This is a genomic window from Campylobacter sp. P091, from assembly GCF_002138935.1.
GTDB lineage: Bacteria > Campylobacterota > Campylobacteria > Campylobacterales > Campylobacteraceae > Campylobacter > Campylobacter devanensis.
On record NZ_MJKZ01000003.1, the window covers coordinates 159682 to 185857 of the forward strand.

27 protein-coding genes and 1 other RNA gene are annotated in these 26176 nt (G+C 34.1%); 20 read left to right on the forward strand and 8 right to left on the reverse strand.

What is annotated here, in order from left to right; all coding sequences use genetic code 11:
- The first annotated feature begins 76 nt into the window (after positions 1–76).
- Complete coding sequence (locus CIGNP91_RS04445; protein ID WP_086224729.1) at positions 77–514, forward strand: Dps family protein; 438 nt, start codon at positions 77–79, stop codon at positions 512–514.
- Positions 515–548: 34 nt separating this feature from the next.
- On the opposite strand, the gene CIGNP91_RS04450 is transcribed toward CIGNP91_RS04445, so the two are convergent.
- Both CIGNP91_RS04450 and CIGNP91_RS04455 read right to left on the reverse strand, forming a co-directional pair.
- Entirely contained in the window at positions 549–1115 is a 567-nt protein-coding gene (locus CIGNP91_RS04450; RefSeq protein WP_086253498.1) for a YceI family protein, read from the reverse strand.
- 71 nt (positions 1116–1186) lie between these two features.
- Positions 1187–1558: an HIT family protein gene (locus tag CIGNP91_RS04455; protein WP_086228214.1), complete on the reverse strand. Its 372-nt coding sequence runs from the start codon at positions 1556–1558 to the stop codon at positions 1187–1189.
- Positions 1559–1655: 97 nt separating this feature from the next.
- Between CIGNP91_RS04455 and CIGNP91_RS04460 the strand changes: the two genes are divergently transcribed.
- The 3 genes from CIGNP91_RS04460 to truD are packed head-to-tail and all read left to right on the forward strand — an operon-like array spanning position 1656 to position 3944.
- Positions 1656–2036 carry a hypothetical protein gene (locus tag CIGNP91_RS04460; RefSeq protein WP_086224726.1) on the forward strand — a complete coding sequence of 127 codons (381 nt, stop codon included), beginning with the start codon at positions 1656–1658 and terminating at the stop codon, positions 2034–2036.
- Positions 2015–2833 carry a thiamine-phosphate kinase gene (locus CIGNP91_RS04465; RefSeq protein ID WP_086253499.1) on the forward strand — a complete coding sequence of 273 codons (819 nt, stop codon included), beginning with the start codon at positions 2015–2017 and terminating at the stop codon, positions 2831–2833. The genes CIGNP91_RS04460 and CIGNP91_RS04465 overlap by 22 nt, the downstream gene beginning before the upstream one ends.
- Entirely contained in the window at positions 2811–3944 is a 1134-nt protein-coding gene (truD, locus tag CIGNP91_RS04470; RefSeq protein ID WP_086253500.1) for a tRNA pseudouridine(13) synthase TruD, read from the forward strand. Before CIGNP91_RS04465 ends, truD begins: the two co-directional genes overlap by 23 nt.
- A gap of 83 nt (positions 3945–4027) precedes the next feature.
- Here the strand turns inward: truD and CIGNP91_RS04475 are convergent, their stop codons facing one another.
- Positions 4028–5827, reverse strand: coding sequence for a methyl-accepting chemotaxis protein (locus tag CIGNP91_RS04475; RefSeq protein ID WP_086253501.1), 1800 nt, complete (start codon positions 5825–5827; stop codon positions 4028–4030).
- On the reverse strand, positions 5814–6731 hold the full coding sequence (locus CIGNP91_RS04480; RefSeq protein WP_236848376.1) for a cytochrome-c peroxidase: 918 nt from the start codon (positions 6729–6731) through the stop codon (positions 5814–5816). The genes CIGNP91_RS04475 and CIGNP91_RS04480 overlap by 14 nt, the downstream gene beginning before the upstream one ends.
- A 148-nt stretch (positions 6732–6879) precedes the next feature.
- On the opposite strand from CIGNP91_RS04480, the gene rnpB reads away from it, so the two are divergent.
- An RNA gene (gene rnpB, locus CIGNP91_RS04485) (RNase P RNA component class A) lies at positions 6880–7201 on the forward strand.
- A 97-nt stretch (positions 7202–7298) separates the two neighbouring features.
- Here the strand turns inward: rnpB and CIGNP91_RS04490 are convergent.
- The 4 genes from CIGNP91_RS04490 to CIGNP91_RS04505 are packed head-to-tail and all read right to left on the reverse strand — an operon-like array spanning position 7299 to position 10132.
- Positions 7299–7514 (reverse strand): hypothetical protein, encoded by a 216-nt coding sequence (locus CIGNP91_RS04490; RefSeq protein ID WP_086224722.1) that lies wholly within the window; start codon positions 7512–7514, stop codon positions 7299–7301.
- Positions 7511–7888, reverse strand: coding sequence for a flagellar export chaperone FliS (gene fliS / locus CIGNP91_RS04495; protein WP_086224721.1), 378 nt, complete (start codon positions 7886–7888; stop codon positions 7511–7513). Before fliS ends, CIGNP91_RS04490 begins: the two co-directional genes overlap by 4 nt.
- A 10-nt stretch (positions 7889–7898) precedes the next feature.
- Positions 7899–9755, reverse strand: a complete 1857-nt coding sequence (gene fliD, locus CIGNP91_RS04500) for a flagellar filament capping protein FliD (protein WP_086253503.1) — start codon at positions 9753–9755, stop codon at positions 7899–7901.
- A gap of 2 nt (positions 9756–9757) precedes the next feature.
- Positions 9758–10132 (reverse strand): flagellar protein FlaG, encoded by a 375-nt coding sequence (locus CIGNP91_RS04505; protein WP_086238655.1) that lies wholly within the window; start codon positions 10130–10132, stop codon positions 9758–9760.
- Between the two features lie 152 nt (positions 10133–10284).
- Between CIGNP91_RS04505 and CIGNP91_RS04510 the strand changes: the two genes are divergently transcribed.
- The 15 genes from CIGNP91_RS04510 to CIGNP91_RS04580 all read left to right on the forward strand — a co-directional run bounded on the left by CIGNP91_RS04510 (position 10285) and on the right by CIGNP91_RS04580 (position 26168).
- Positions 10285–10629 (forward strand): ornithine carbamoyltransferase, encoded by a 345-nt coding sequence (locus CIGNP91_RS04510; RefSeq protein ID WP_086224718.1) that lies wholly within the window; start codon positions 10285–10287, stop codon positions 10627–10629.
- Positions 10619–11203 (forward strand): 16S rRNA (guanine(966)-N(2))-methyltransferase RsmD, encoded by a 585-nt coding sequence (rsmD, locus tag CIGNP91_RS04515; protein WP_236848373.1) that lies wholly within the window; start codon positions 10619–10621, stop codon positions 11201–11203. Before CIGNP91_RS04510 ends, rsmD begins: the two co-directional genes overlap by 11 nt.
- Positions 11194–11802, forward strand: coding sequence for a YigZ family protein (locus CIGNP91_RS04520; RefSeq protein WP_086224716.1), 609 nt, complete (start codon positions 11194–11196; stop codon positions 11800–11802). The genes rsmD and CIGNP91_RS04520 overlap by 10 nt, the downstream gene beginning before the upstream one ends.
- An 88-nt stretch (positions 11803–11890) precedes the next feature.
- A complete protein-coding gene (locus CIGNP91_RS04525) occupies positions 11891–13471 on the forward strand; it encodes a flagellin B (RefSeq protein WP_086253505.1) in 1581 nt (526 codons plus the stop codon).
- A gap of 170 nt (positions 13472–13641) precedes the next feature.
- Positions 13642–15117 (forward strand): acetyl-CoA carboxylase subunit A, encoded by a 1476-nt coding sequence (locus tag CIGNP91_RS04530; RefSeq protein WP_438939281.1) that lies wholly within the window; start codon positions 13642–13644, stop codon positions 15115–15117.
- Positions 15118–15120: 3 nt separating this feature from the next.
- Positions 15121–15333, forward strand: coding sequence for a hypothetical protein (locus CIGNP91_RS04535; RefSeq protein WP_086253506.1), 213 nt, complete (start codon positions 15121–15123; stop codon positions 15331–15333).
- Positions 15326–16051, forward strand: a complete 726-nt coding sequence (locus CIGNP91_RS04540) for an arginyltransferase (RefSeq protein ID WP_086253507.1) — start codon at positions 15326–15328, stop codon at positions 16049–16051. Before CIGNP91_RS04535 ends, CIGNP91_RS04540 begins: the two co-directional genes overlap by 8 nt.
- A 55-nt stretch (positions 16052–16106) precedes the next feature.
- Entirely contained in the window at positions 16107–16931 is an 825-nt protein-coding gene (locus tag CIGNP91_RS04545) for an adenylosuccinate lyase (protein ID WP_086234092.1), read from the forward strand.
- 9 nt (positions 16932–16940) lie between these two features.
- A complete protein-coding gene (locus CIGNP91_RS04550) occupies positions 16941–17702 on the forward strand; it encodes a pyridoxine 5'-phosphate synthase (RefSeq protein ID WP_086224710.1) in 762 nt (253 codons plus the stop codon).
- Positions 17699–18625, forward strand: a complete 927-nt coding sequence (gene pdxA, locus CIGNP91_RS04555) for a 4-hydroxythreonine-4-phosphate dehydrogenase (RefSeq protein WP_086226185.1) — start codon at positions 17699–17701, stop codon at positions 18623–18625. Before CIGNP91_RS04550 ends, pdxA begins: the two co-directional genes overlap by 4 nt.
- A 36-nt stretch (positions 18626–18661) precedes the next feature.
- Entirely contained in the window at positions 18662–20203 is a 1542-nt protein-coding gene (locus CIGNP91_RS04560) for an inorganic phosphate transporter (RefSeq protein ID WP_086253508.1), read from the forward strand.
- An 85-nt stretch (positions 20204–20288) separates the two neighbouring features.
- Positions 20289–23063, forward strand: coding sequence for a flagellin N-terminal helical domain-containing protein (locus CIGNP91_RS04565; protein ID WP_086253509.1), 2775 nt, complete (start codon positions 20289–20291; stop codon positions 23061–23063).
- A 410-nt stretch (positions 23064–23473) separates the two neighbouring features.
- Positions 23474–25477 carry a DNA translocase FtsK gene (locus CIGNP91_RS04570; RefSeq protein ID WP_442861879.1) on the forward strand — a complete coding sequence of 668 codons (2004 nt, stop codon included), beginning with the start codon at positions 23474–23476 and terminating at the stop codon, positions 25475–25477.
- A gap of 9 nt (positions 25478–25486) precedes the next feature.
- The gene (locus CIGNP91_RS04575; protein ID WP_086226182.1) at positions 25487–25747 is read left to right on the forward strand and encodes a DUF2018 family protein; all 261 of its coding nucleotides are present in this window, start codon (positions 25487–25489) and stop codon (positions 25745–25747) included.
- On the forward strand, positions 25740–26168 hold the full coding sequence (locus CIGNP91_RS04580; RefSeq protein WP_086253510.1) for a hypothetical protein: 429 nt from the start codon (positions 25740–25742) through the stop codon (positions 26166–26168). The genes CIGNP91_RS04575 and CIGNP91_RS04580 overlap by 8 nt, the downstream gene beginning before the upstream one ends.
- Positions 26169–26176 lie beyond the last annotated feature (8 nt).

A 26176-nucleotide genomic window follows, 5' to 3' on the forward strand; every position in this document is an offset into this window, starting at 1 on the left:
AAAATTATTACTTACTTTATACTTTTTTAAGTTAATTCTGTGTATAATTACACAACTTAAATATAAAGGATAAAAAATGAAAAATGTAGTAACACAACTTAACCAACTTCAAGCTGATGCACATAGCTTGTTTGTAGCTTTCCATGATTATCACTGGAATGTAAAAGGTTTGCAATTCTTCTCAATTCATGAATATACTGAAAAAGAGTATAATGAACTTGCTGAGCTTTTTGATGAGATGGCTGAGCGTGCTATTCAATTAGGTGGCAAAGCAATTACAAAAACTGATGAGCTTTTAAAAGTTGCTAAAGCCCCAGTAGTTAGCAAAGATAGCTATACTCCAGTAGAAGTAATTGAAGCTTTAAAAGGTGCTTTTGTTTATCTATTGGCTGAGTTTAAAAAACTTGAAGAGATTGCTGAAAGTGCAGGTGATAATACAACTGTAGCTATAGCGCAAGAAAATTATGCAAGTCTAGAGAAAAAAATCTGGATGCTTAAGGCTACTTTAGCATAATTTAATAAGAGTGGCTCATAAGCCACTCAAATTATTATTTTTTAACCGCTTCAATCTCGATATTTAGTTTAATCTCATCACCAAGTGCCACTGTGCTAGAATCTGGCGCAAAGTTAAAATCACTTCTTTTGATCTTGCCTTCTAGGCTAAATCCTACTATTTCGGTGCCTTGTTTGTTTTTACTTACACCGCCAAATTCATAGTTTAGCACTACTGGTTTAGTAACATCTCTAATTGTTAAATCACCTTTGATTTTGCCTTCGCCATCTCCGCTTTTTTCATAGCTTTTCATTGCGAATTTGATTTGTGGGAATTTTGCACTATCAAAGAAATCTGCCTTTTGAAGGTGAGCATCACGACCATCGTTGTTTGTATTGATTGAATTAACATCAATTGTAGCTGTAAGGCTAGATGGAATTTTGTTTGTGATATCTACTTCACCAGCAAATTTGCCAAATGAACCAGTTACATTGCTAACTTGTAGGTGTTTGATTTTAAAAGTTGTACTAGAATGTGCTGTATCAACGCTATAAACTGTGGCATTTGCCGCACCAAAAAGCAGACCTAAAGCTGCAACTGAAGTTAATATTTGTTTTTTCATATTTTCTCCTTTTGAGTTTATAAATTTGATTATATTTAGCTAAAAATAATATATCTTAAATAATCTAAAATTTAGCCAAAAAACACCTTTAAACGATGGGCTAAAAAGCTAGAAAATTCATCTATTTTTATATCTCTTGGTCTTGCTTCTCGCTGTTTTTTACCCCATAAAGACTCTGGAAAATACTCATCATCTTTAAATCTAGCTTGAATATGCATATGTACTCGTGGCATATAATTTGCAAAGCTTGCCCAATTAATCTTATCAGGGCTATAAAACTCAATCATAGCTTTTTCGCACTCAAGTGCTGCTTGAAATAGTCTATTTCTCGTATCAGTATCGCAATCGCTAAGTTCTTTAAATTCGCTTTGAGTAAATATTTTTACCCATGGAGAGGCGTTTGGTTCTATTTCGATATATATAAATTTATCGCTATAAATCATATTAATCCTTTCTAAAATTTATATAAATTATATCAAATTTATCGCTATTTTATAGGAGTTTTGATACTATTTCGCTATTAAAATAATAAGGTTAAAAGTGAAAAGTGCAATTATTGTCTATGATGGGGTAAATTTTCTTAGTTTCGCTAGAATTTATGATGTTTTTATGCGATGTGGAATTGATTTTGTTGTGATTGGATTTCGTGGTGATGCCCGAGATGAGATGGGATTAGCTCTACCTATGCATCTGAGTTCTGAGTCACTTTATGGTTATGATATTGTAGCAATTCCTGGTGGTTCAGGTGCTGATGTCTGGGCTGATGATGGGATATTTTTAAGCTGGATGAATAGCAGCAGCCAATCAAGAGATATAATCTCACTAGATAATGGAGATTTAATACTTGATGGTGCAGGGCTAAATGGGCGTAAATTTGGCTATGAAGAGGCGCTTGTAGAGTGGATAAAGAACAGAGCATAATATCGAATTTTAAGCATAACTTAAATGGCGATGATGGTGCTATCATCGGTGATATAGTATATAGCAAGGATATGTTTGTAGAAGATATTCATTTTAAATCGCATTGGTTAAGTCCAAAACAGATTGGTAAAAAGGCTATGATAGTAAATCTAAGCGACGCAATTGCTATGAACGCTACGCCAAAATATGCGCTTTTAGGTCTTGGACTACCTAAGAATTTAAGCAATAAATATATTAAAGAGTTAAGCATTGGACTAAAAGAGTGTGCAGCACGATATGGCACACAAATTATTGGCGGAGATACTATTTTAAGTGATAAATTAATAATTAGTCTAACTATAGTATCATATCTAAACTCAAAAAAACCATTAATAAGAAATGGAGCCAAAATAGGTGATATAGTATGTTATACTGGGGTTTTAGGCGGTTCTATTAAGGGGCTTAGAACGCTTTTAAACGGTGGTAAAATTAGCTCAAATTCACGCTTTGTAACTCCAAATTTAAGGCAAGAGTTTATAAAACAAAGTGCTAAATGGATAAGGTCAGGAATGGATATTAGCGATGGTTTAGCTAGTGATTTGCCAAAGATTACACAAAATAGAGCAGTTAAATTTAATAAAAAATTATCCAAATTTGAGTTTATTAGCGGGGAAGAGTATGAGATGTTAATTGTCGTACCGCCTAAAAATATAAAAAGAGTATTAAACCAAGCTAAAAAATGTAGAGTAAAATTAAATTTACTAGGTAAAATTATAAACGAAAGGGCAAAATTTCATGGAAAATTCACCCATTTTTAAGCCATTATTAACAACAACACATACGCCAATCAATGCGCATTTTAGCAAAAATGCAAGTGATTTTGTGGTGCGTGAGATTCCACTATATGAGTTTAGTGGAAATGGCGAGCATTTAGTTATGCAAATTCAAAAAAAAGGCCTAAGCACATCTGAGGCATTGAGTATTTTAGCATCAGCTACTGGTGCTAAGGTTAGAGATTTTGGCTATGCTGGATTAAAGGATAAAGAGGGTATGACTACGCAATATATATCAATTCCAGCTAAATTTCAGAGTGCTATAAGTAGTTTTTCTAATGAAAATATTAAAATTTTAAATGCTACATTCCATAATAATAAGCTAAGAATCGGACATTTAAAAGCAAATCACTTCTTTATTCGTCTTAAAAAAGTATTGCCAAGTGAGGCTAAAAAGCTTCAAAATGTTATAGAATTGATCAAAAATCGAGGTTTTGCCAACTATTTTGGCTATCAAAGGTTTGGTAGATTTGGTGATAATTATCAAAGCGCTAAAGAGTTATTAATAGCTATGGCAAATAATGATAAAAAGAGTCTTAAAAAATATAATCCAAAGCTTAGAGATTTTTTGATTTCTGCATATCAAAGTGAGTTATTTAATCGCTATCTTAGCAAAAGAGTAGAGATTAGTCGATTTTGCGAGAGTTTTAGTGCTAAGGAGTTAGCTGAAATTTATAAATTTGATAACGATACTATCAAAGATTTAAAAAGTCAAAAGCAGTTTTTTAGATTAATTCGTGGTGAAGTGATGGGACATTATCCATTTGGCAAGTTATTTTTATGCGAGAATTTAGAATCTGAGGTTGATAAATTTAATCAGCGTGATCGCACCAGCTGTGGTTTATTAGTTGGAGCTAAAGCTTATGAAGCTACCGGTGTGGCGTTTAGTCTTGAACAAGAGATTATGGCTGAGGGATTTGGATTTGCTAAATTTGCTAATGGAGCAAGAAGATTTAACTGGGTATGGGCTGATGAGATGAAGTGTAGTTATAATGAAGAGGAGGCACAATTTAGCCTAAGCTTTACATTACAAAAGGGATCTTATGCTACTGTGGTTTTGCGTGAGATTTTAGGTAGGGAAATTTTTGATATTTAAAGATTATTAAATTTGCCAAATGCTATGATTATTAGCAGCTTGTCAGCAATGTAGTTTGTGCTGACAAGTCTTATTATAAATATCTACTTAAAGCTAGTTAGCTTATCGTTTAGTTTTTTTGCGCTATTTAAAATTTCATTTGATACTATCTCAATTTGAGTAGCTAATTGAGTCAGATTAGTAGCTGCTCTACTTACCTTATCTATATTACTATTTAGCAGCGTTACACGCTCTTTGGCTGTGATGGATTTTTCTTCTACGGTTTGAGTAGATTGAATTCCAGCGTTTAATTTATTTATTGAATTTGCTATATTATTTTTTAGATCAGCAGCTTTATTTGAGGTATTATTCATAGAGATATGGATATCATCCATTAGGGTTTTATTATAATTAACTTGTTGAACAATAGTTTGAACAGTTATATTTATCTCGCCTAACGATCTGCTAGTTTTATCAGCTAGCGCACGAACTTCATCAGCTACTACTGCAAAACCTCTACCATGTTCTCCTGCACGAGCAGCTTCTATAGCAGCATTTAACGCTAGTAGGTTTGTTTGGTCTGCGATATCTTTAATAGCACTTGTAACGCTATAGATAGTATCAGCGCTTTTTACTAGTTGATCCATATTAGCTACGATCTCATTTTCTTGTTGGCTACTAACTTCAATTAATTCAATCAACTCTAAAAGCGTATTTTCTACAGTATTCATTAATGTTTTTAAATCTTGCATATTTAGCGTTGCGTCATTAGCAAGTAGCTTATTTAGGTTAATTGTTTCATTTAATAAGATTGTAATCTTTTGAACACTAGCTACTTGTTCGTGCTGGTGAAGTGAGTTTTGTTTTAGTTTTTTAGCATTTTCTTGCAAGCTAATTGAGTTTTTATGACTTGTATTTGAACTATCAATAGCCTCTAAAACTGAATTTTGAACAATCTGAATAAATTTGTTTATATATCCAGCACTAGTGGCTAGTTCGCTTTTTGGGTCTATTTTTAAGCGAGAGTTAAGATTTGCTCTGTTGCTTGCTAAATTTGAGCTAAGTAATTCTAGATTTTTAGTTGGGATAACTACTTTAACAAGTGTCAAGTATATAAATAACGCAAATATAAGCAAAGTTACACCAAATACTATAATTGAGATATATAGTTGGTTTTTGTTGTTTTCTTCTATTTGGTTTGCGATTATAGTTTCAAATTTGTTTAATTTTTTGTTTAGCTCTTGATTTAGGTATAGGGTAGAGTTATCTTGCATTACGCTGATTTGGCTTAACATCATAGAGTAGTGCTTTTTAAATAAATTTAATAGCTCACTATTATCTAATCTAGCTTGATCTACATTTTTAACAAGCTCATTAAGCGTATCTAAAACATCTCTAGCCAATATATTTTGAGTTGATACAATGGCTAAGATTTGATCCATCGCATCTAATAGAGCTAGGTTTTCTGGAGTTGGGTTTGCTACTACTAATTTATCTATATCGTGGCTTAGAGTAAATAGATATGCTTTTGAGTTTATAGCGATTGAATTTGCTGATTTAAATCTCTCTAATTGTATCTGCTTATCCTCAAATGATTTAGATATTGAGCTTAGCATATTAGCATCTACATCTAAACTAGCTAAATATTGCAAGGTTTCTTTAAATTTATTGCTATAAACTACGCTTGAGTCGTAGTTTATAAAGTTAAATTTGGTTTGAAAAACTTGATCAATCTGTAAATCATAAATTTGTAGATGTTGCGTAGCCATCGTTATCTCTTCATTTTTTAGAGCGGATCTATAATTATTAAAGATAAATACCAAAAGAATAAAAATAAATACCAAAACAAGCACAGTAAGTGCGATAAACTGAGTTAAAAAACTGATTTTTCTAGAATTGTTCATTATATTCCCCTGTTAAGCTCTCTAAAAATGCGACTATATCTTCTACTGTTTGCTGATCTAGGAATTTTCCTAATTGATAATAAGCCATAAATTGCACGCACGCATCAAGAGTTGGAATACTTCCATCGTGATAATATGGAGCAGTTTTGGCTACATTTCTTAGGCTTGGGACTTTAAAGACCATTTTATCAGATTCTACCTTTGTAATTTCATAGCGACCCAAATTCTCTTGATTTGGATATGGCTCAAAGATTCCAATCTTTTGATACATTGTACCACCTACATTTTGACCTTGATGGCAAGCTACACAACCATTGCTTTTAAATGCTTCCCAACCACGTTTAGCCTGGCTGCTTATAGCATTTTCATCTCCATTTAAATATCGATCAAATGGCGAATTTGGAGTGATTAGCGTCTTTTCAAACTCAGCTATGGCATCGGTGATATTATCCATATTTATTTCACCATAAATTTTATTAAATTTAGCTTTATAATCAGGATTTTGCTCTATTATCTTTATAACTTCAGCTTCATCATTTAGTCCCATCTCTTGCGGATTAGTAAAAGGCGATCTAGCTTGATCGGCTAAATCCTTAGCTCTACCATTCCAAAATTGAACGAAATTAAATGCCGCATTGAATGTAGTTGGCGAGTTAAAAGGGGTATCCATAACTCCATTTATACCAGTTGAAAATACTTGATTATCCATACCAAAGGTCTTTGTATCGTGGCAGGTATTACATGAAACCTTCCCATCTGCTGATAGTGTTGTATCCATATATAGCTGCTTTCCTAGCATTGCTTTTTCTTTGTTATATGGGATACTATCAGGAATAGGCGTAATCATCTGATTTTGATTTATCTCAGTTTGAGCATTACAAATATTAAAGACAACTAAAGTCATAAATAAAGCTCTTTTTATCATATATTATCCTTAAAAATTGCAAATTTAAAAAAATATAAAAAATTAAATTTAGTTAAATTTTACTAAAAAAGAGTTAATTAATTCTACATTAATTATAAATTTTAAGTTCGATTTTGATAAAATTACATTGGTGCGATGGATGGTCACAAGGTTAAAGCCTTGAGGAAAGTCCGAGCTGCAATAAGACAGAGTTCCACCTAACGGGTGGCTGAGGTAACTCAAGGGATAGTGCAACAGAAAGTAAACTGCCGCTTTAGCGGTGATGGTGAAACGGTGGAGTAAGAGCCCACCAGTGCTAGCAGAGATGCAAGCAGCTATGTAAACCCAACTCGCAGCAAGAAGGGATGGTTTGGAGTCTTATATTCAACCCTTCGCTTGAATTTGATCTAAAATCAAATCTAGATAAATGGCCATCATAACAGAACTCGGCTTATAGTCGCACCTATTTTTTTATTTAAAAATTTACCTAAATTGATACTTATATAATTTATAAACTAGCTAAATCTTAAATTTAATAATCTAGCTAGTTTAGCAAGTCAAAAGCTATTAAAAGTCATATTTTTTGGCTTTTTTAACCTTATTTAGCTCAGCTTCTAGCTCTTTTTGCTTAGTACGAAAAAGCTCAGCCGCACTCTTTAAAAGTGCAGCCGTACACTCTAGCTCATCTGGGGCTAGCTTTGGTGGGTAGTTGTTTATAAGGTATTCTATCCTATCTAAATTCTCACTTACCAAAGCGGATTTAAAATCATTGAGCCAACTCATTTATCATCCTTTGTTACATCTCTCCACGCTTCTAAAAGCTCTCTTGTTACATGGACGACTTCATCTAATTTACTTTGGTCGTTTGTGATATTAGCCTCTGAGATTAGCTGAATTTGTCTGCTGTATAACCCTTGGAGATACTCACTGATTTGGCCTTGACTCATATCTAGCGAATTCATTAGCTCAAAAAATATCGCATTTGTTTTATTTAAAAATAGCACCTTATTTTCTATATCACCCTCATCCATAGCCTTTTTAGCACGGTAGATAAAACGCAAAACCCCCTCATATAGCATAGAGATGAGTTTTTGTGGGGAGTCAATCCCCATATTATTTTGATTATAGGCTGCATATGCAGCATTTGATGATGCCATCACTGTTCCTTTACTTGTTAGCATTTCTTGCAGCCTCGATCATACCATTTACAGTATTCATTTGAGATTCTAGCTTAGCAATGATAGTATCATATTGTGACCACTTTTCTGCCATTGTAGTGTATTTAGTATCTAGCTCTTTTTGGCGTTGTTCTTTAGACTCAGTTAGAGATTTGTGCGAGTTTGTTAGGTTTTCTTCATAAGTTGTTAGAGTACCATTAGTGCCAATTAGGCCATTTATAGTATCATTTAATCCTTTAAAGAATCCGCCTATAATCTCAGTTTTACCATCTAGCTTTTGCTCTTTTAGGCCTAGTTTAGTTAAGAAATCACTATTACCTTTAATCTCAATATCAATGCCACCTGAGCCTTTTAGTACTAGTTTGCCATCTTTGTCAAATGAAGCTGAGATATCGCTTAGGCCGCTAGCGTTTGCTATAACTTTTAGTAGGGCGTTTTTCTTGGCTTTTTCATCCCAAGGGGTTGTACCTGTATTGGTTTTTGGAATATCAATTGTAATATCTACCCCATTAATTGTTAATGTGCCTTTTATATCTTCATTCCAATCTATTTTTTTATCCCCAAATGCTGTAACATTTGTAAATTTAGTCTCAGAGCTAAAGAAGCTTTTAAACTCATCAAATTTAGTATTTATCATATCGTTTAGCACTGATGAATCTAGAGTTAGTATTCCATCTTTAGTAAGCGTGATACCAAAATCAGCCAAAGATTTACCATCTTTGCTTACGCCATTTATTATTTTATTTAGTTCTGTGGTGATAGATGTGATCTCTCTTACCCCTTGGAATGTACCAGCTAGGCCAGTTTCGCTATCGTATTTGGTAGCTTCGTTTATATTATTTATTAGTGAGTTATATGACTTTACCATCGCTTGGATATCTTCTAGGATACCATCAGTGTTTTGGGTGATATTTACATTAGTACTCTCACCAGCTTTATCTACTTTATTTAGAGTTAAGCTCACACCTAAGATTAGATCTTCAACTTTATTTGAACTTCTAGTGATATCTATACCATTGTATTTAAATTTAGCATCTTTGGCAACATCTAATTGAGAGCCTACATTATCGCCTTTATCTTTTATATCATCAGGTTTTTTTAATGTTAATCTTTGAATTGTATTGCCATGGCTATCTGTATTTGTCCCAGTAGTATTAGCCTTATCAAAGTAAAATCCTAAAGCTTCTAGAGTACTATCTGTACTAGTGTGTGATGCACCACCGCTAGTTCCACTTGTTATAGCATAAAAGCTCATCGCATTATCTGAGCCGGTCTCAGCTGATTGGATTACTAGTCTATATGACTCAGCCCCAGCTGCGCCACCTACATTTAGGATTTTAGCTTGGACTTTACCTTCAGTAGCTTCATTTATCTTTTCAGCTAATCCTTCTAGCGTGATGCTAGAGTCCGCATTTATCACATAATCCTTGCCACCAATGCTGATACCAAAGCTAACATCTTTATCAAATACTGTACCATTTCTTAAGTCAAATGTCTTAGATTGATAAGAGTCGTGAGTAGCTAATTGTTGTACGCTTAGGCTCATATTTTGTTCAGCTACACCTGCATTTGCCGTTACGCTTACACTACCGCTACCTGTGGCGTTAGCATCACGCCTTAGATATGTGTTATCGCTTGTTAAATTTGATACATTAGCCTTAAATGTGCTAAGTAATGTAGTGATTGCTGTTAGGTCTTTTTGTTTAGTTAGATTGTCTTGAATTTTAGTCTCCAGTGGCTTTACAAGTGCTTTTGTATCAGCCTCTTTTAGCTTATCTATTGTATCCCAGCTTAGGATATTGCCACTACCGACACCTAATTGTGATTTTTCAGTATTGATTGCCATTTTTATTCCTTTTTATCAAATATCATACCCACGATGTCTCTAAAATGCTCAGTAAGCTTCATAACCTGATCAGTTGGGATTTTGCGGATTACTGTGCCAGTATCAGCTTCTAAAACATTGACAAACATACTATCGATTTTATCATTATAGCCAAATCTAATATTTGTATTTAGTAGGCTTAGATTATCGTTAGTTTGGGCTAAAATCTCTTGAATTTGCTCATTTGTTAGGTGCTCATTGGCTCCATTTTGCGCTGCAGAGTCTTGGCGGAGATTTGGATTTTCTACCTCTCTAGTTTGTGGATTAAACTGCTGCTTAAAACTGGCAGTATCTGCCATATCTAGCTGCTGCTGGGCTGCTGCTTTGAAAATTTCCATTTTGCATCCTTTTAGTAAATTGGTTATATGCTAAATCGGTCAAATTTTACCAAATTTTATAGCAAATTCATAGATTTATCTAGATTTTAAGCAAATTTTATACCAAATTTATAGATATTTTGATACTATTTAGGCTTTAAAGGAGTAGGGTAATGAGAGTTTGTATAGATTGTGAGTGTCTGCTTTTAGCTGAGACTTTAAGGCTATTTTTAGGTTCAAATGCAACCACAAAAAAAGATTGCGATTTTATAGTGAGTGATAGAGCATTGCAAAGTAGCAAGCCAGTCTTTATCATAAGTGATGATTCGCCATATCTTAGCGAGCCTTTTAGTAAAGATGTGCTATTAAATACGCTAGGTGAGTTCTATTCAGCGATGCAAATAAGCGGCAAAATACAATCAAGCGAGCTAAGTAGCCTAGAGCGTAGAGTGGGTGATTTAGTCGATGCGTTCAAGGCTGAGCTAATTAAAATAATAAAAGATGAATATGAAAAATAATCTAACCACCACTATCACTAGTGGTAAATTTAAAGGCAAAAAGCTATCTTTGCCAAGCCTAAGCACAACTAGAAGTACTAAATCTATAGTAAAAGAGTCTGTATTTAATAGCCTGCAGGGTGAGATTTATGGTTCGGTATTTATAGAATTATTTGGTGGAAGTGGATTAATGGCTGCGACTGCGGTTAGTAATTACGCTAAAAAAGGTTATGCTATAGAGCTTGATAGAGCAGCATTTAATAGCTTAAGTGAAAATTTTAGTATATTAAATGATGATGGAAATGAGACCTTAGTAGCATTGCATGGTGATACATTTGAGCTAACACCAAAGATTCTTGCTCAAAATATAGAGCAAAAAACTATTCTTTATGCTGATCCACCATTTGATATTAGAGATGGATTTAGTGGAATTTATGAAAAACTTTATAAAATGCTAGAAAAACTAGAGGCCAATATAGTGGTAATAGAGCATATCTCAAGCCATAAACCTTCACAAAACATAGGCAAATTTGCACTTTATAAAAGTCGTAAATTTGGCAATACAACTTTGAGTTATTATACAAAATGTATCTAGTAAAAAAGTGCTACAGCTACGAGCAAGATATCAAAAAATCAAGCTTTGCTAGTTATATATGTCCATTTAGCGAGTTTGAAGAGTTGCGTGCTAGGCTTAAAGCAGACAATCCAAAGGCTGCTCATATAGTCTGGGCGTATAGGTATTATAATAAGTATTTTCAGATTGTAGAAAACTGTAGCGATGATGGCGAACCAAAAGGAAGCTCAGGACCACCGTGCCTAGATGCTTTGCGTGGAGCTGATTTAATAGACACTGCGCTGTTAGTGGTGCGGTATTTTGGCGGTGTAAAGCTTGGTGTTGGTGGGTTAGTTAGAGCGTATGGAAGTAGTGCAAATTTAGCCATAAATGCCGCAGAGCTAGAACGCTATGAGATAAGAGATATTGTGAGCATATTTGTACCATTTGCATTGCTTTCTAGGTTTGATCATTATAGCCAGAGGCAAGGACTAGAGACTAGCAAGCGATATGGCGAGACTGGATGTATGTATGAATTTTATTTAACTGCTAAGGAGTTTAGAGAGTTTAGAGAGTTTGTGCGTGAATTTGAGATAGCTGGAGTGCAATACTATGCTTTGCCTCTTAGCGCACAAGAGTAGGGAATATTATAAACTTTTACCAAAACTTTGGAACACCATTTGCTTAAGGCTTTTATAACTTAATAATATTTCTATAAAAGGATTTATAATGGGTTTTAGAATAAATACAAACGTAGCAGCCTTAAATGCGCATGCTAACTCTGTAGTAAATGATAGAGCACTTACTGGCTCTCTTGGTCGCCTAAGCTCAGGCCTTAGAATTCAAACAGCAGCTGATGATGCTTCTGGTATGGCGATTGCTGATAGTCTTCGCTCTCAAGCTAACTCCCTAGGTCAAGCCATATCTAATGGTAATGATGCTGTAGGTATCATTCAAACTGCAGATAAAGCTATGGATGAACAGATTAAAATACTTGATACTATTAAAACCAAAGCTATCCAAGCAGCTCAAGATGGTCAAAATGCTGATTCTAGAAGAGCACTTCAAAATGATATTAGCAGACTTCTTGAAGAACTAGATATGATAGCTACTACTACAAGCTTTAATGGCCAACAACTACTAAATGGAAATTTTTCAAACAAAAACTTCCAAATTGGTGCTTATAGCAACGAAACTGCTAAAGTAAGCATAGGTGCTACAAACTCAAATACAATTGGGCATACTAGGTTTGAGACCATGAATAATACGATAATTTCTAATTATTCAGCAGTATCCGCTACTGAATTTACAGTAAAGCTAAGCGGAGTAGACGGCTATCCTAATGGTTTTACATTTCAAACATTATCTGGAACAGTATTGCAAACAGATGGCTACAAAGCAATAGCTGAAATGATGAATGGTGCAGCGGATAAAACCGGCGTAAGGGCAGAGGCAAATAATACTCAAATTTTTAGCGTTGCAGTTAAGGCTGGTACAATTCAAAATTTAACTATTAATGGTGTAACAATAGGAAATATTAAAACTCAAGTTAATGATGCCGACAATGCTCTAATCGGTGCAATCAACGCTAAAAAAGATGAAACCGGAGTAGAAGCAAGTCTAGATAACGGTAGATTAGTTTTAGCAACTAAAGATGGTAGAGCCATCAAGATAGGAACATTCTCAGATAGTTATACGGTTATGGGTGGAGATTTAATTGGTGCCTCAAATGGTAGCGCAAATGGTGGAGCTCTGTTATTAGGTCAGCTTACATTTATCCGCCAAGATGCTAGAGATATTAAAGTTGGTATAGCTAATCTATCTACATTTTCAGGATTTACAACTGGCGGTAATGCAATTAGCTTAGCAAGTGTAGCTTCAACTGTATTTAATCAAGCTAGTGTAAATTTAAAATATATGAATGGTGGAACAATTAGCTTTGAAACAGCTAAAGCAATGGGATTTTTCAATGGCGGTTTCTCTAATGTATATGGTACAGCTGATCAAGCTGGTGGCGTAAATACATATGGTGGTGCTCAGGCTATGGTTGATGTAGCTGAATCAGCTAGAAAAAGTCTAGACAAGCTAAGAGCTGACCTAGGTTCAGTACAAAACCAATTAATAGCTACGCTAAATAACATTACAGTTACCCAAGTAAATGTAAAATCAGCTGAATCTCAAATAAGAGATGTAGACTTTGCTAGTGAGAGTGCAAACTTCTCTAAATATAACATTCTAGCCCAAAGCGGAAGCTACGCTATGAGTCAAGCAAATGCTGTACAGCAAAATGTCTTAAAGCTGCTACAATAAGTTAGTTTTAGTACTACGCCTAAACACAAGGCGTAGTAATCTTTTATAAATAGCTTCATTGCCATAAATAGATTGACAAAACCTCATTAAACCAAACATTTGTAACACATTATTTAAAATTTAAATTTATTTTTCTATTTTTAGCTAAAAAATATCCAAATTTAGCTACAATGAATGGAAAATTTTTTAAAGGTAATTCTATGATATATAAAATTTTGATTGCCAATCGTGGCGAAATAGCTGTTAGAATCGTTAGAGCGTGTAAAGATTTACATATCAAAAATGTAGCCATATACACTGAACCTGATAAAGAATCACTTCATGTAAAAGTTGCTGATGAGGCATATGAGATAGGCAAAGACCCGATTAAAGGCTACCTAGATGCTGCTAGAATAGTAGAAGTAGCTAAGGCGTGTGGTGCTGATGCTATACATCCTGGATATGGATTTTTAAGTGAAAATTATGAATTTGCTAAGATGGTTGAAGATGCTGGTCTTACATTTATTGGGCCAAAATCTGAAGTAATACTAAAAATGGGTAATAAAAATATCGCTAGAAATCTAATGCATAAAAATGGTATTCCAGTTGTGCCAGGTACTGAAGCGTTAAATAAAGAAAGTATTGAAACTATAAAATTAGAAGCTGAAAAAATAGGCTATCCAGTAATCTTAAAAGCAAGCGGCGGCGGCGGCGGTCGTGGTATTAGAGAGGTATGGGATCCTAAAGATTTAGAAAGTAGCTATGAGAGTTGCAAAAGAGAGGCTAAGGCATTTTTTAATAACGATGAAGTCTTTATGGAGAAGTTAATTGTAAAACCTAGACATATTGAATTTCAAATTTTGGGTGATAACTATGGTAATTTAATTCACCTTTGTGAGCGTGATTGCTCTATTCAAAGACGCCATCAAAAGGTTATCGAGATTGCGCCATGTCCTACTATTAGCGAAGATTTGCGTAAGAGAATGGGTGTGGCTGCAGTTGCAGCAGCTAAGGCTGTTGGATATACTAATGCGGGGACAATTGAGTTTTTATTAGATGATTATAATAACTTCTATTTTATGGAGATGAATACTAGAATTCAAGTCGAACACGGCGTAACTGAGGAGATAGTAGGAGTCGATCTCATCTCTAGACAAATTCGCATTGCTTCAGGGGAAATTCTAGATATAGATCAAACAGAAGTTAAACCTCAAGGTGTTGCTATAGAGGCTAGAATTACAGCTGAGAATGTATGGAAAAATTTTGCTCCAAGTCCTGGTAAAATCACAGGTTATTTCCCTGCTCTTGGCCCTGGTGTAAGGGTAGATAGTCATATGTATCAAGGATACTCTATACCGCCATTTTATGATTCGCTTGTAGCTAAACTAATAGTAAAAGCTAGAAGTTATGATTTGGCTGTAAGTAAGCTTGAGCGTGCTTTAGATGAGTTTACAATCGAGGGTGTTAGAACCACACTGCCATTTCTTTTAGCTATATCTAAAAGAAGACACTTTAGAAGAGGATTTTTTGATACTAGCTATATTGAAGAGAGACTTCAAGATATCTTAGAAAATACTCACGATCATAATCAAGAGAACAAAGAAGAGGTCATTGCAGCTATTACAGCAGCGATTCAAAAAGTAAAATCTAGTAGAGAAAATGGGTAATTTATGGATTTTTTAGATAGTTTAAAAGAGATAAAAGGGCAGATGGTTAAAGAGCAAAAGACTCAAACCCCAGTTTCAAGACCAAAACCAAATCCAAACCGTGATGAGTTTAAAGATATATTTTCTGAGCCAGAGGTAATAGCTGATAAAGAGGCTAGACTAAGAGATGAATTTATGGAATTTATCAAATATTCGGATATAAAAAAGCTTGACTGAGATTGAATTTAGTACTTTAGATACGCCTTGTGCGTATCTAAAGGGTCGTTCTTCTAGAAGTAGCTATAAATATATTTATGAAGCGTCATATGCTTATAATTCTGCTTTAGTAGAGCATGGTTATAGAAGATTTGGCAAGTATTTTTCCAAGCCAATTTGTAAAGATTGCAATGAGTGTCAAAGCTTAAGAATAGACGCTCAAAAATTTAAATTAACTAAAAGTTTAAGGCGAGTAATCCGTAAAAATAAAGATGCTGGTATAGATGTTGTAGTAACTCGCCCACATCTAAGCCAAGAACATATAAATCTATATGAAAAATATCATAAATTTATGCAAAATAAGCGAGGCTGGGAGTATCATCAAATGAGTTATGAACGCTATTTTAGTGTTTATGTAGATGGTGCTGGAGAGTTTGGCTTTGAGGTAGATTATTATGATAAAGATAGTCTAATCTGTGTAGATTTAATTGATATTACTAGCGATGGAATTAGCTCGATTTATTGCTTTTGGGATACAGATTATGCGTATTTAAGCCTTGGTAAATATTCGCTTTTAAACCAAATTTTATTAGCTAAAGCGCATAAACTTCCGTGGATTTATCTAGGATTTTATGTCAAAAATTGTGAAAGCTTAGAGTATAAAAGCGACTACAAACCATATCAAATTCTAAAAGAGTATTGTGAGTTAGATGAACCTACTATTTGGGTAGATTCATAGTTTTAATGGAACGCAATTTGCTTTAAAAGCCTAAAATTAAAAGATAGGGCTTGAAATGAAGATTACACAGACATTAGAGTCAATTACTATAGTAACTGATGATTGCGATCTGTACCTAAATCTTATTTATAAAATTCGCCAAAGTTTTGCTAATGTGATTGGTACTCGTGATAGAATTATTATATTTTATAGCGAAAATGAGCTGATCCAGCGTAAATATTTGCTAAAATTTATAGCAAATTTATATAAAAAAACTGTCGGTAGCGGAGTAGAGTTTTGGCTAACTCATCATAAAAATATCAAGCTAGTCTATAAAAATCCGACCTCGCTTCAGGTGTTAATAGATATAGATATCAGATTTGAAGAGTTAAAAGTGCTATTTGATTTAAAAAATAGCGAGGAGTTATTTGCTAAATACCTAATGCGTGGTTTTAATGATGCAAATTGTGAATATTACCCACGACAAAATTGGCTGCTTTTTACTCCGCAAAGTCTAAGAGATATAGAGAGTCTTTCAAATATTATAAATAGCAGAGAGCATCTTAAATATGTAGTAAATTTCAACTACGATAAAGAGGAATTTGAGCGATTTAAACGCCGTTTTAATGTGCTAAATTCTAAAGAGTATAAACGAAGATTTGGTATGCTAGCTAGTCTTTTAGAAGAGCATTTTCATACGCTTGGGTGTGAAGTTGGTGATGATTATGAGACGGTTAGAGCAAGTTATTTAAATTTAACTAAAGTTTATCATCCAGATCGTCACGCTACTAAATCAGATAAAATTCAAAAAGACTATACAGATAAATTTCAAAAAATTGGTCTAGCGTATGAAGCGTTAAAACCATATTTTAAAGAACAAAAAAACTATATAAACTCATAAGGATTAAATATGAAACTAGGTGTAAATATCGATCATGTCGCTGTATTAAGAGAAGCTAGAAGGGTAAATGATCCAAATATTTTAAATGCAATGTTTACTGCTATTAATGCTGGCGCAGATCAGATCACAATACATTTGCGTGAAGACCGCAGACATATAGATGATACAGATACTATAAATATTATAAATCTTTGTACTATTCCAGTAAATTTAGAGTGCGCTACTGCTATTACTGATATTGTACTAGAGCTCTCTCCTCATCGTGCTACGATAGTTCCTGAGAGGCGTGAAGAGTTAACTACTGAGGGTGGATTAAATTTAGCTAGTCCAGAACTACCGAGTACCATAGCAGCTATGAATGAGACTGGAATTGATGTTTCACTTTTTATCGATCCAAACTCAGATGATATAATAGCAGCTAAAGAGTTAGGAGCTAATACTATTGAATTGCATACTGGAAGCTTTGCCAATGCCTATTTAATGGCGTATTCAAATATTCCAAAGACTAAATTTAGTATAAAATCATTAGAACATACAAATGCTAAAGAGGCGCTTGAATTTGAGCTAGATAGATTAAAAAAGGCTGCTAAATTTGCTAAAAATATAGGACTAAATGTCGCTGCAGGCCATGGACTAAATTACCAAAATGTAGGTTTAATAGCAAATATCCCAGAGATTTTTGAGCTAAATATCGGTCAAAGCATTATAGCTCGCTCAATCTTTACTGGATTAAGCCAAGCTATAAAAGATATGAAAGAGTTAATCAAATGAAACCCAAAATTGCAATTAGTGTAGGCGATATAAATGGCATTGGAATTGAGATTGCGTTAAAAGCTCATAAAGAGATTAGTAAAATTTGCCAACCAATATATTTTATAAACTCTAAGCTTTTAAACCAAGCAGCTAAAATCTTAAATATCAATATTCCAAAGAATTTTGAGATTTATGAGTGTGGTGATGATTTTGAGATAAAGCCAGGTAAAGTAAGCAAAAAAAGTGGCAAATTCTCATTTATTAGCTTTGAAAATGCACTAAATTTTACTACTAAAGGAAAGGCTAGCGCTCTTGTAACCTTGCCAATTAATAAAGAGAGCTGGAAAAAAGCTAAGATTCCATATAAAGGCCATACTGATGCCTTAAGTGATTATTTTAAAACTAGTGCTATTATGATGCTAGGCTGCGAGAAGCTTTATGTTGCACTATTTAGTGATCATACGCCACTTAAAGATGTTAGTAAAAAGATTAAATTTAATAAAGTTAAAAATTTTTTATTAGACTTTTATGCTTCAACTAAATTTAGCAAAGTAGGTGTTTTAGGCTTTAATCCTCATGCTAGTGATAATGGAACTATTGGAGGCAAAGAAGAATTAGAGATAAAAATGGCTATAAAAGCAGCCAATGCTACAATCGGTAAAGAAATTTTTATCGGTCCGCTTGTACCTGATGCTGCATTTACCCCAAATTCGCTAAAATCTACTAATCGTCTAATAGCCATGTATCACGATGTAGGCTTAGCACCGCTTAAGGCGTTATATTTTGATCGCTCAATTAATATTAGTTTAAATTTGCCAATCATCCGTGCTAGTGTAGATCATGGAACTGCTTTTGATATTGCGTATCAATCTAAAGCAAGGGTTGAAAGTTATATAGAATCAGTAAAATATTGCATAAATTCAGTCAAAATTCAAGCCTAAAAAGCTAAAATAGAAGAAATTTTTTGGAGGTATTGCTTGGGTAGGGACAATTTATTTTTTACTTCAGTTTTTATCATTTCTTTAGTTGTCTTTTTTATATGGGGATATGGATATATATCGAGCCATCATTTAATCTTTTTTATTTTAGCTAGTGTTTTTGGCATATTTATGGCCTTTAATATTGGCGGTAATGATGTTGCTAATGCATTTGGTACAAGCGTGGGAGCTAAGACTCTTACTATTAAACAAGCTTTAATAATCGCAGCTGTATTTGAACTAAGTGGCGCTGTATTTGCTGGAGCTGAAGTTACAAATACTATTAGAAGTGGTATTGTCATACTACCAAATAACGGTGATATCAATCCTATGATTTTTGCTGCTGTTATGCTCTCAGCTCTTATGAGTTCTGGAATTTGGTTATTTGTAGCGACTAAAAAGGGCTTGCCAGTATCTACTACTCACTCTATCGTTGGTGGTATCGTAGGGTCTGGCCTTATGATGGGGTATTTATACTATGATAATGGCAATACCTTAGATATGGTTAAATGGAGTTCTATTGGTAGTATTGCTCTTAGCTGGGTTTTATCTCCGCTAATGGGTGGAGTTATTGCTTATATCGTTTATGGTTATATCAAAACTAAAATTATAACTCCAAGTATGAATCTACATACTCAGATTAAAGCGATAAAAGCACAAAAAAGAGCATTTAAAGAAAATTATATAAACGAGCTTTCTAGCAAGAGCCAGTCGCAACAAATTCAAGAGCTTAAAGCTATTGCCATGAGTTATGATGAAAGAATCATAGGCAGTGGTCCTTTTAGAGATAAGATTAGAGAGTTTAAAGGACAAGAAAAATTAATTGATACAATGAAATATATGAGACTTCATATTCCGATTTTAGCAGCAGTTGCAGCGATGATTATCTCATCTACATTGCTATTTAAAGGGTTAAAGCATATGAACTTAAACTTTAGCACAATTGAGACTATATGGATTTTATGTGTTATTGGTACAGTTGCATATTTGCTTAGTTTCTCGATTATTAATATGATGAAAAGAGATAATCCGCAAAAAGGGATTAATAGAATCTTTGGTTGGTTTCAGATATTTACTGCTTCGTCTTTTGCATTTTCTCACGGTGCAAATGATATCGCTAATGCCGTTGGGCCATTTGCTGCGATTTTAGATGTGTTAAAAAGTGGCGCTATTAATAGCACTACAGTGATTCCTACAGTAGCTATGGTTACATTTGGCGTAGCACTTGTTGTGGGGTTATGGTTTTTAGGTAAAGAGGTGATAACTACTGTTGGGAGTAAGCTTACAGAGATTTTGCCTACAACTGGATTTAGTGCGGAGTTATCAGCAAGTATAGTTATATTAATCGCTACAAAAATGGGATTACCTATTAGCTCTACTCATGTTTTGATAGGAGCGGTGCTTGGTATTGGATTATATAATCGCAATGCCAACTGGGGAATGTTAAAGCCAATTGGTCTAGCATGGGTAATTACTTTACCAATAGCAATGATAGGCTCTGCTATTGGATTTGTGATAGTAGTAAATGTAATAGGATTATGATAATTTAGCAGGGATTTCCTATTAAATTTGCTGGTTTGGGAATGATATTTGCTTGTAAAATTCCTAAATTTTTAGGAGAGTGCAAATGCGTATAACCAACCAGCTTATGAATTTCAATAATGTCTATAACTACCAAAAGAACTCCAACTCACTATATAAGTCTCATCAGGCTTTTAGTACAGGGTTAAAAATCAATTACGCTTATGAAGGTAGCGGTATCTATGTCGATGCTGCTAGGCTGGAGTATGAGAGTAATCTACTCAAACAAGTAGAATCTACAACACTAAAGGCTACTGAATTTTCAAAAAATAGCGATAAGGCGTTAAATGATTTTGTGCTAAAGCTAACTGAATTTAAAACCAAACTAATCCAAGCAGCTAATGATATTCACGATGTAACTTCTCGTAATGCTATTGCTAATGACCTAGAAGGTATCAAGCAAAATCTAATCGATATAGCTAATACTACCATAAATGGCCAGTATCTATTCTCAGGAACTGCGCTAGATACTATGCCAATTGATGATTTAGGCAACTATAATGGTAATGCTGAGAGTATAAAAGCAGTAATTGGCACTAATCAAACTTCTAACTACAATATCAACGGTCAATCACTATTTCTAGGTTCGGATAATGATTATAAAAAGGTTATAACGACAAATGTGAATTTGGTTAATAATTATAATAAATTTGCTAATCCTGATGAGCCAATCAAATATGTCGGGCTTGGAGATGATTTAAGAGATTTAATAGGTACTAATTATCGTAGCGAAGAATTTAATAAAGCTAATCCGCCAAAAGAGGATGATTTTACAAAAGATGCAGTAAAAGATCAACCAACTACATTTTTCCTACAAGGTAGAAAACCAGATGGCTCTACATTTTCTACCAAGGTAACTATGACCCCAGACTCATCTATCCAAAGCCTACTAGATAATATCGGCTACGCTCTAGGCAATGATAAAGAAGGCAAAAATCCACTAGTTCAAGTAGCGTTAAATAATAGCGGCCAAATAGAAATAACTGATATTAGAAATGGTAATCAGATGATGGAGCTTCATCTATTTGGTCTTACTCCGCAACAATCAACTGAGAAGTATAAGGTTGGTGAATATGAGATTAATATTGACCCTCAAACATCTGGCAATTATAAAATAACAACTACAAAAGACGCTAATGGCAATATAACTGAAATTACAGCAGTAAGCAATAATAACAATCAAACATATACAATTAATTTAAGTAATACTAACCAACTTCAAGTTAATAATCAAGTTGTACAAAATATCGGTAATCCACCATTTACACTAGATTTAAACGATCTTGGCAATAATGGTATAGATGCAACTGATTTTACTGCATTTAATCCAAATAATGCTGATCAAGTTCGTGAAATGTCTAGCACCAAAGTTCGTGATAAAGATGGTTCATGGGTTGATGTCAGTGACTTAACCGATTTAGAAACTATCGAAGAAAATGTCAAAAATGGCAAAGTATATTTAACTGAATTTATCAAAAGCGACTTTAAAGACACTCTAGGGGTTAAAAACGATGCTACTGACTATAACAAGCTACAGTTTGCCCAAAAAGATAATATCCTAACTGGCTCAGTCTCTCAAGTAGTCAAGGGTAAAAATACATTTGCTACTGATGCTACTAAGCTAAAAGATGTAGCTGGTGCTGGACTGCAAGATAACCCTGATAGCAATATGACTATGCATATCAAATCTAAAAATGGTAAATATTATCAAGTTAAGATAGATTTTAGCGATCCGCTCTCAGCTAGTAATCCTAAGGCCACGCAACTCACCATCACTGAAATCAACGCAGATGGAACGCCGATAATTCCGCCAGGTGGATTCACACCAGTCCCAGTCTATCAAGGCAATATAATGCTAGGCAAGTATAATGAAGCTACTAAAACCACAGATGGGGTCGTAACTCAAGCTGATGATATAAGTTACAAACAATTAAATGATATAGTAGCTATGGTAGCAGCGGGTAACTTACCAGATGATAGAGTGGGTAACACGGTAGCAAAAAATTTAAGTGATCAAAATTTATTCCCAAATGTGGCAATTAATACTGCTAATGATCTTAAAACGAGATTAAAAACCAATGTTAATGACCCTGCTACAGAAGCTATAATAGATCAAGCAGTAGATGCGGCTGGGCTTACTTTTCCAGTAACTAACAAACAAGAAGCCCTAGGCAAGATAAAAGATCTTATAATCAATAACACAGATTATGCTACAGCTAGATTTGAAGCTTATAATAAAGCTGTAGATGCAGCCACTGCTAGTGTCAATGTAGAGCTAAATTATAGAGGCCAAATGCAAATCATAGACAAAAGCGCAACCGTATCAAATATAGAAATATCTATTTTTGAGACTTTTAGTGCTGATAAACCTGAATTTGGTAAAGAGGCTAACTCTACAGTCGCAGGGTCGCTATTTAATTTTAATGCTAATAATATGATTAGCATAGATGAGCCAAGTGTGGATATTTTTAAAGATTTAGATGCTATGATAGCAGCTGTAAGAGATGGTAGCTATAGAGGCAATCCAGATGGTACTAACGCTCGTACTACTGGAATCCAAGGCGCTCTAAAGAGAATTGACCATATCCAAGACCATGTAAATAAACTCCATACGCAGATTGGTTCATATACTAATGTATTAGAGAGTTCTAGCTCACGAGCTAGTATGTTATATGTTAATGTGGAGAGTATTAAAAATGATGTTATTGGCGCTGATTTGGGTGAGAGTATGCTAATTTATAAACAGTATCTAACACAGTTTGAAGCAATGCTACAAACTTCATCAATGATTAGTAAAATTAGCCTACTTAATTATATGTAATATAGCTATTATAAAGTATTTATAAAATTTAAAAATAGTCGCCATTTGCTAATTTTATTAGCTTAAAATGGCGGCTTAAATCGCTTTTTAATCAATACAAACTAAGCAATATATAACAAAATTTTTGATATAATCAGCGGATTTTTCAAGTTTTATTCAAGGATTTTACGATTTTGCGAGAGATTTTGCTGGTTGTAGCTATCTGTGTGCTTGTATATCTTGGTGTGGCAACTATCGTTCCGCATGCTTCATTTGTGGGGAGTTATGGTGGCGCTTTAGGCTGGTATAATGCAAGACTATTTGGCTATGCGTCATATTTTTACCCATTTATTTTGTTATATCCTGTTTATAATTTATATAAATCTTATACGAAATTTAGCCTAAAAATAGCTGGAAATATCATTGGATCGCTGATGTTATTTTATGCTTTTTTATTGCTTTGTGCGATGTTTAATCCTATAGCTGGCGGCATAGTTGGTGGATTTAGCTATGAGGCGCTTGGGAGTGTGATTGGTAGTATTGGGACATTTATTTTTATTTTAATGATATTTTTTATTGGATTTGGGCTTAGCTTTGATGATAGGCTTGATGTAATGATAAAAAAGGCATTTGTAGTTAAATCTATACCTAAATTTAGCCCAAATTCAGCCTTAGAATCTAATATTAAAGATGAAGAGATATCTCAGTTTCAAGAGGTAAAATTTAACAATAATAATCTAGAAGTAGCTAAATCACAAAGCGCTACACCTGAGCCTAAAGTATCAAAATCTAGAAAAAAATCCCAACAAAAAGAGCTTGATGAAGTAGATATAGATAATATAGATGAAGTTGATAGATTTAGCGAATTTAATATAGATGATGAGCAAAACCAAATTCCAAGCGAGATTACTCAAGATACTGATATATCTTTGTTAAAAGAGCCAAAATCAACATCAAGTGGCGCTATAATCCTTAATGAAGTAGCTGAAAATAAACAGCTTTTAAGCCAAATTGAGACAGGCAAAATAGAAAAGCCAAAGGATTTTATGTTGCCAAGTTTGGATTTTTTAAAGGATCCACCAAAGCGTAGTAAGGCTATAAATGAGGTTGAAATAGATCAAAAAATTGCTGATTTGCTAGATAAATTAAGGCGTTTTAAAATCGATGGCGATGTAGTAAGAACCTATTCTGGTCCAGTGGTTACGACATTTGAGTTTAAACCAGCAGCCCATGTAAAAGTAAGCAAAATCCTAACTCTTCAAGATGATTTGGCTATGGCGTTAAAGGCTCAAACTATTAGAATTCAAGCCCCAATTCCTGGTAAAGATGTAGTTGGGATAGAGATTCCAAATAAAAATATAGAGACTATATATCTAAAAGAGATATTACAAAGCGATATCTATAAAAATGCCAAAAGCGAGCTTACCTTAGCACTTGGTAAAGATATCGTAGGCGATCCATTTATAACTGACCTTAAAAAATTACCACATCTTTTAATCGCTGGAACCACAGGAAGTGGCAAAAGTGTCGGAATAAATGCGATGGTATTAAGCCTATTATATCGTAATTCACCTAAGACATTGCGCCTTATAATGATAGATCCAAAGATGCTTGAATTTAGTATGTATAATGATATACCCCATCTACTAACTCCAGTTATAACTGAACCTAAAAAGGCGATTGCTGTACTAGCAAATTTAGTTGCTGAAATGGAGCGTAGATATAGGATAATGAGCCAAACTCGCACAAAAAATATAGAGAGCTACAATGAAAAGATGAAAAAAGAAGGCGGTGAAACCCTGCCTTTTATAGTAGTTATCATAGATGAGTTAGCTGATCTTATGATGACAAGTGGCAAGGATGTGGAGTTTCATATAGGTCGCTTAGCTCAAATGGCTAGAGCTAGTGGAATTCATCTAATAGTAGCAACACAACGCCCAAGTGTAGATGTAGTAACTGGGCTTATAAAGGCGAATTTGCCAAGTCGCATAAGCTATAGAGTAGGGCAAAAAATCGATAGCAAGGTTATCTTAGATCAGATGGGAGCAGAGAGTTTGCTAGGGCGTGGAGATATGCTCTTTACACCACCTGGAAGCCCTGGAGTAGTCAGGCTACATGCGCCATTTGCTAGTGAAGAGGAGATTGATCATATAGCTGAGTTTTTAAAAGCTCAAGAGAGTGTTGTGTATCAAGAGAGCTTTTTAAAAGATGATAATGCTAGTAATAGCAGTATCGGAGAATTTAGCGGTGAAATAGATGAGCTTTATGATGAGGCTAAGGAGATAGTCTTAAGCGAAGAAAAAACATCTATAAGCTATTTACAAAGACGATTAAAAGTAGGCTATAATAGAGCTGCAAGCATAATAGAACAGCTTGAACAAAATGGCGTATTAACTCCGCCAAATTCAAAAGGTCAACGAGATATAATAAGATAGGAGAGTATAATGATATTTGATGATATTTTTGGTGGTCAGCCTAAGGATAAATTTTTTGATATTGTCTATAATGCTAATCGAAATATAGTAGAAAATGAGCTTGAAATTTTATTTAGTGAGCTTGTAGCATTAAGAGAGCTGGCTGAGAGTAGTGGTATTACACAAGTTCAAATAGATAGCTTTAAGGCGTTAAATCCAGATGCTATGGAGAGCGGACTAAATGATATATATATAGATATTACAGGGAAAATATTAACACAAAATGAGTAGATTAACTCTTTGGCTTTTGCCATTTTTTTGTTTTGGGTTGCTATATGGTGTAGCTCCAAAATGGACACATCAGAAGGAATTTGTCCTTAAAAAAGATGAGAAAGCTAAGATTATATTTTTTGAAAGGCGCCATCAGATAAAAGACGAATTTGAGTTTTCGTGGACTCTTTATGATAATACAAATTTAGTAGTTCATACTAAATTTAGAAAATATCCACGCCAGATTGTCTTAAGTCTTAGAAGGGGGTTAGAGATGTATCGTCAGCCGATTTTGGCATTTATCAAAAACCCACTTGTAGATAATGTGGATTTATATCTAGTCTTTAAAGAGTATAGACATTATGATGGCAGTGTAGTATTTGACGCATTGATAATGGATCAAAGTGCTAGAGTTGAGATAGAGTATATACCAGATAGATAGGAAGTTTT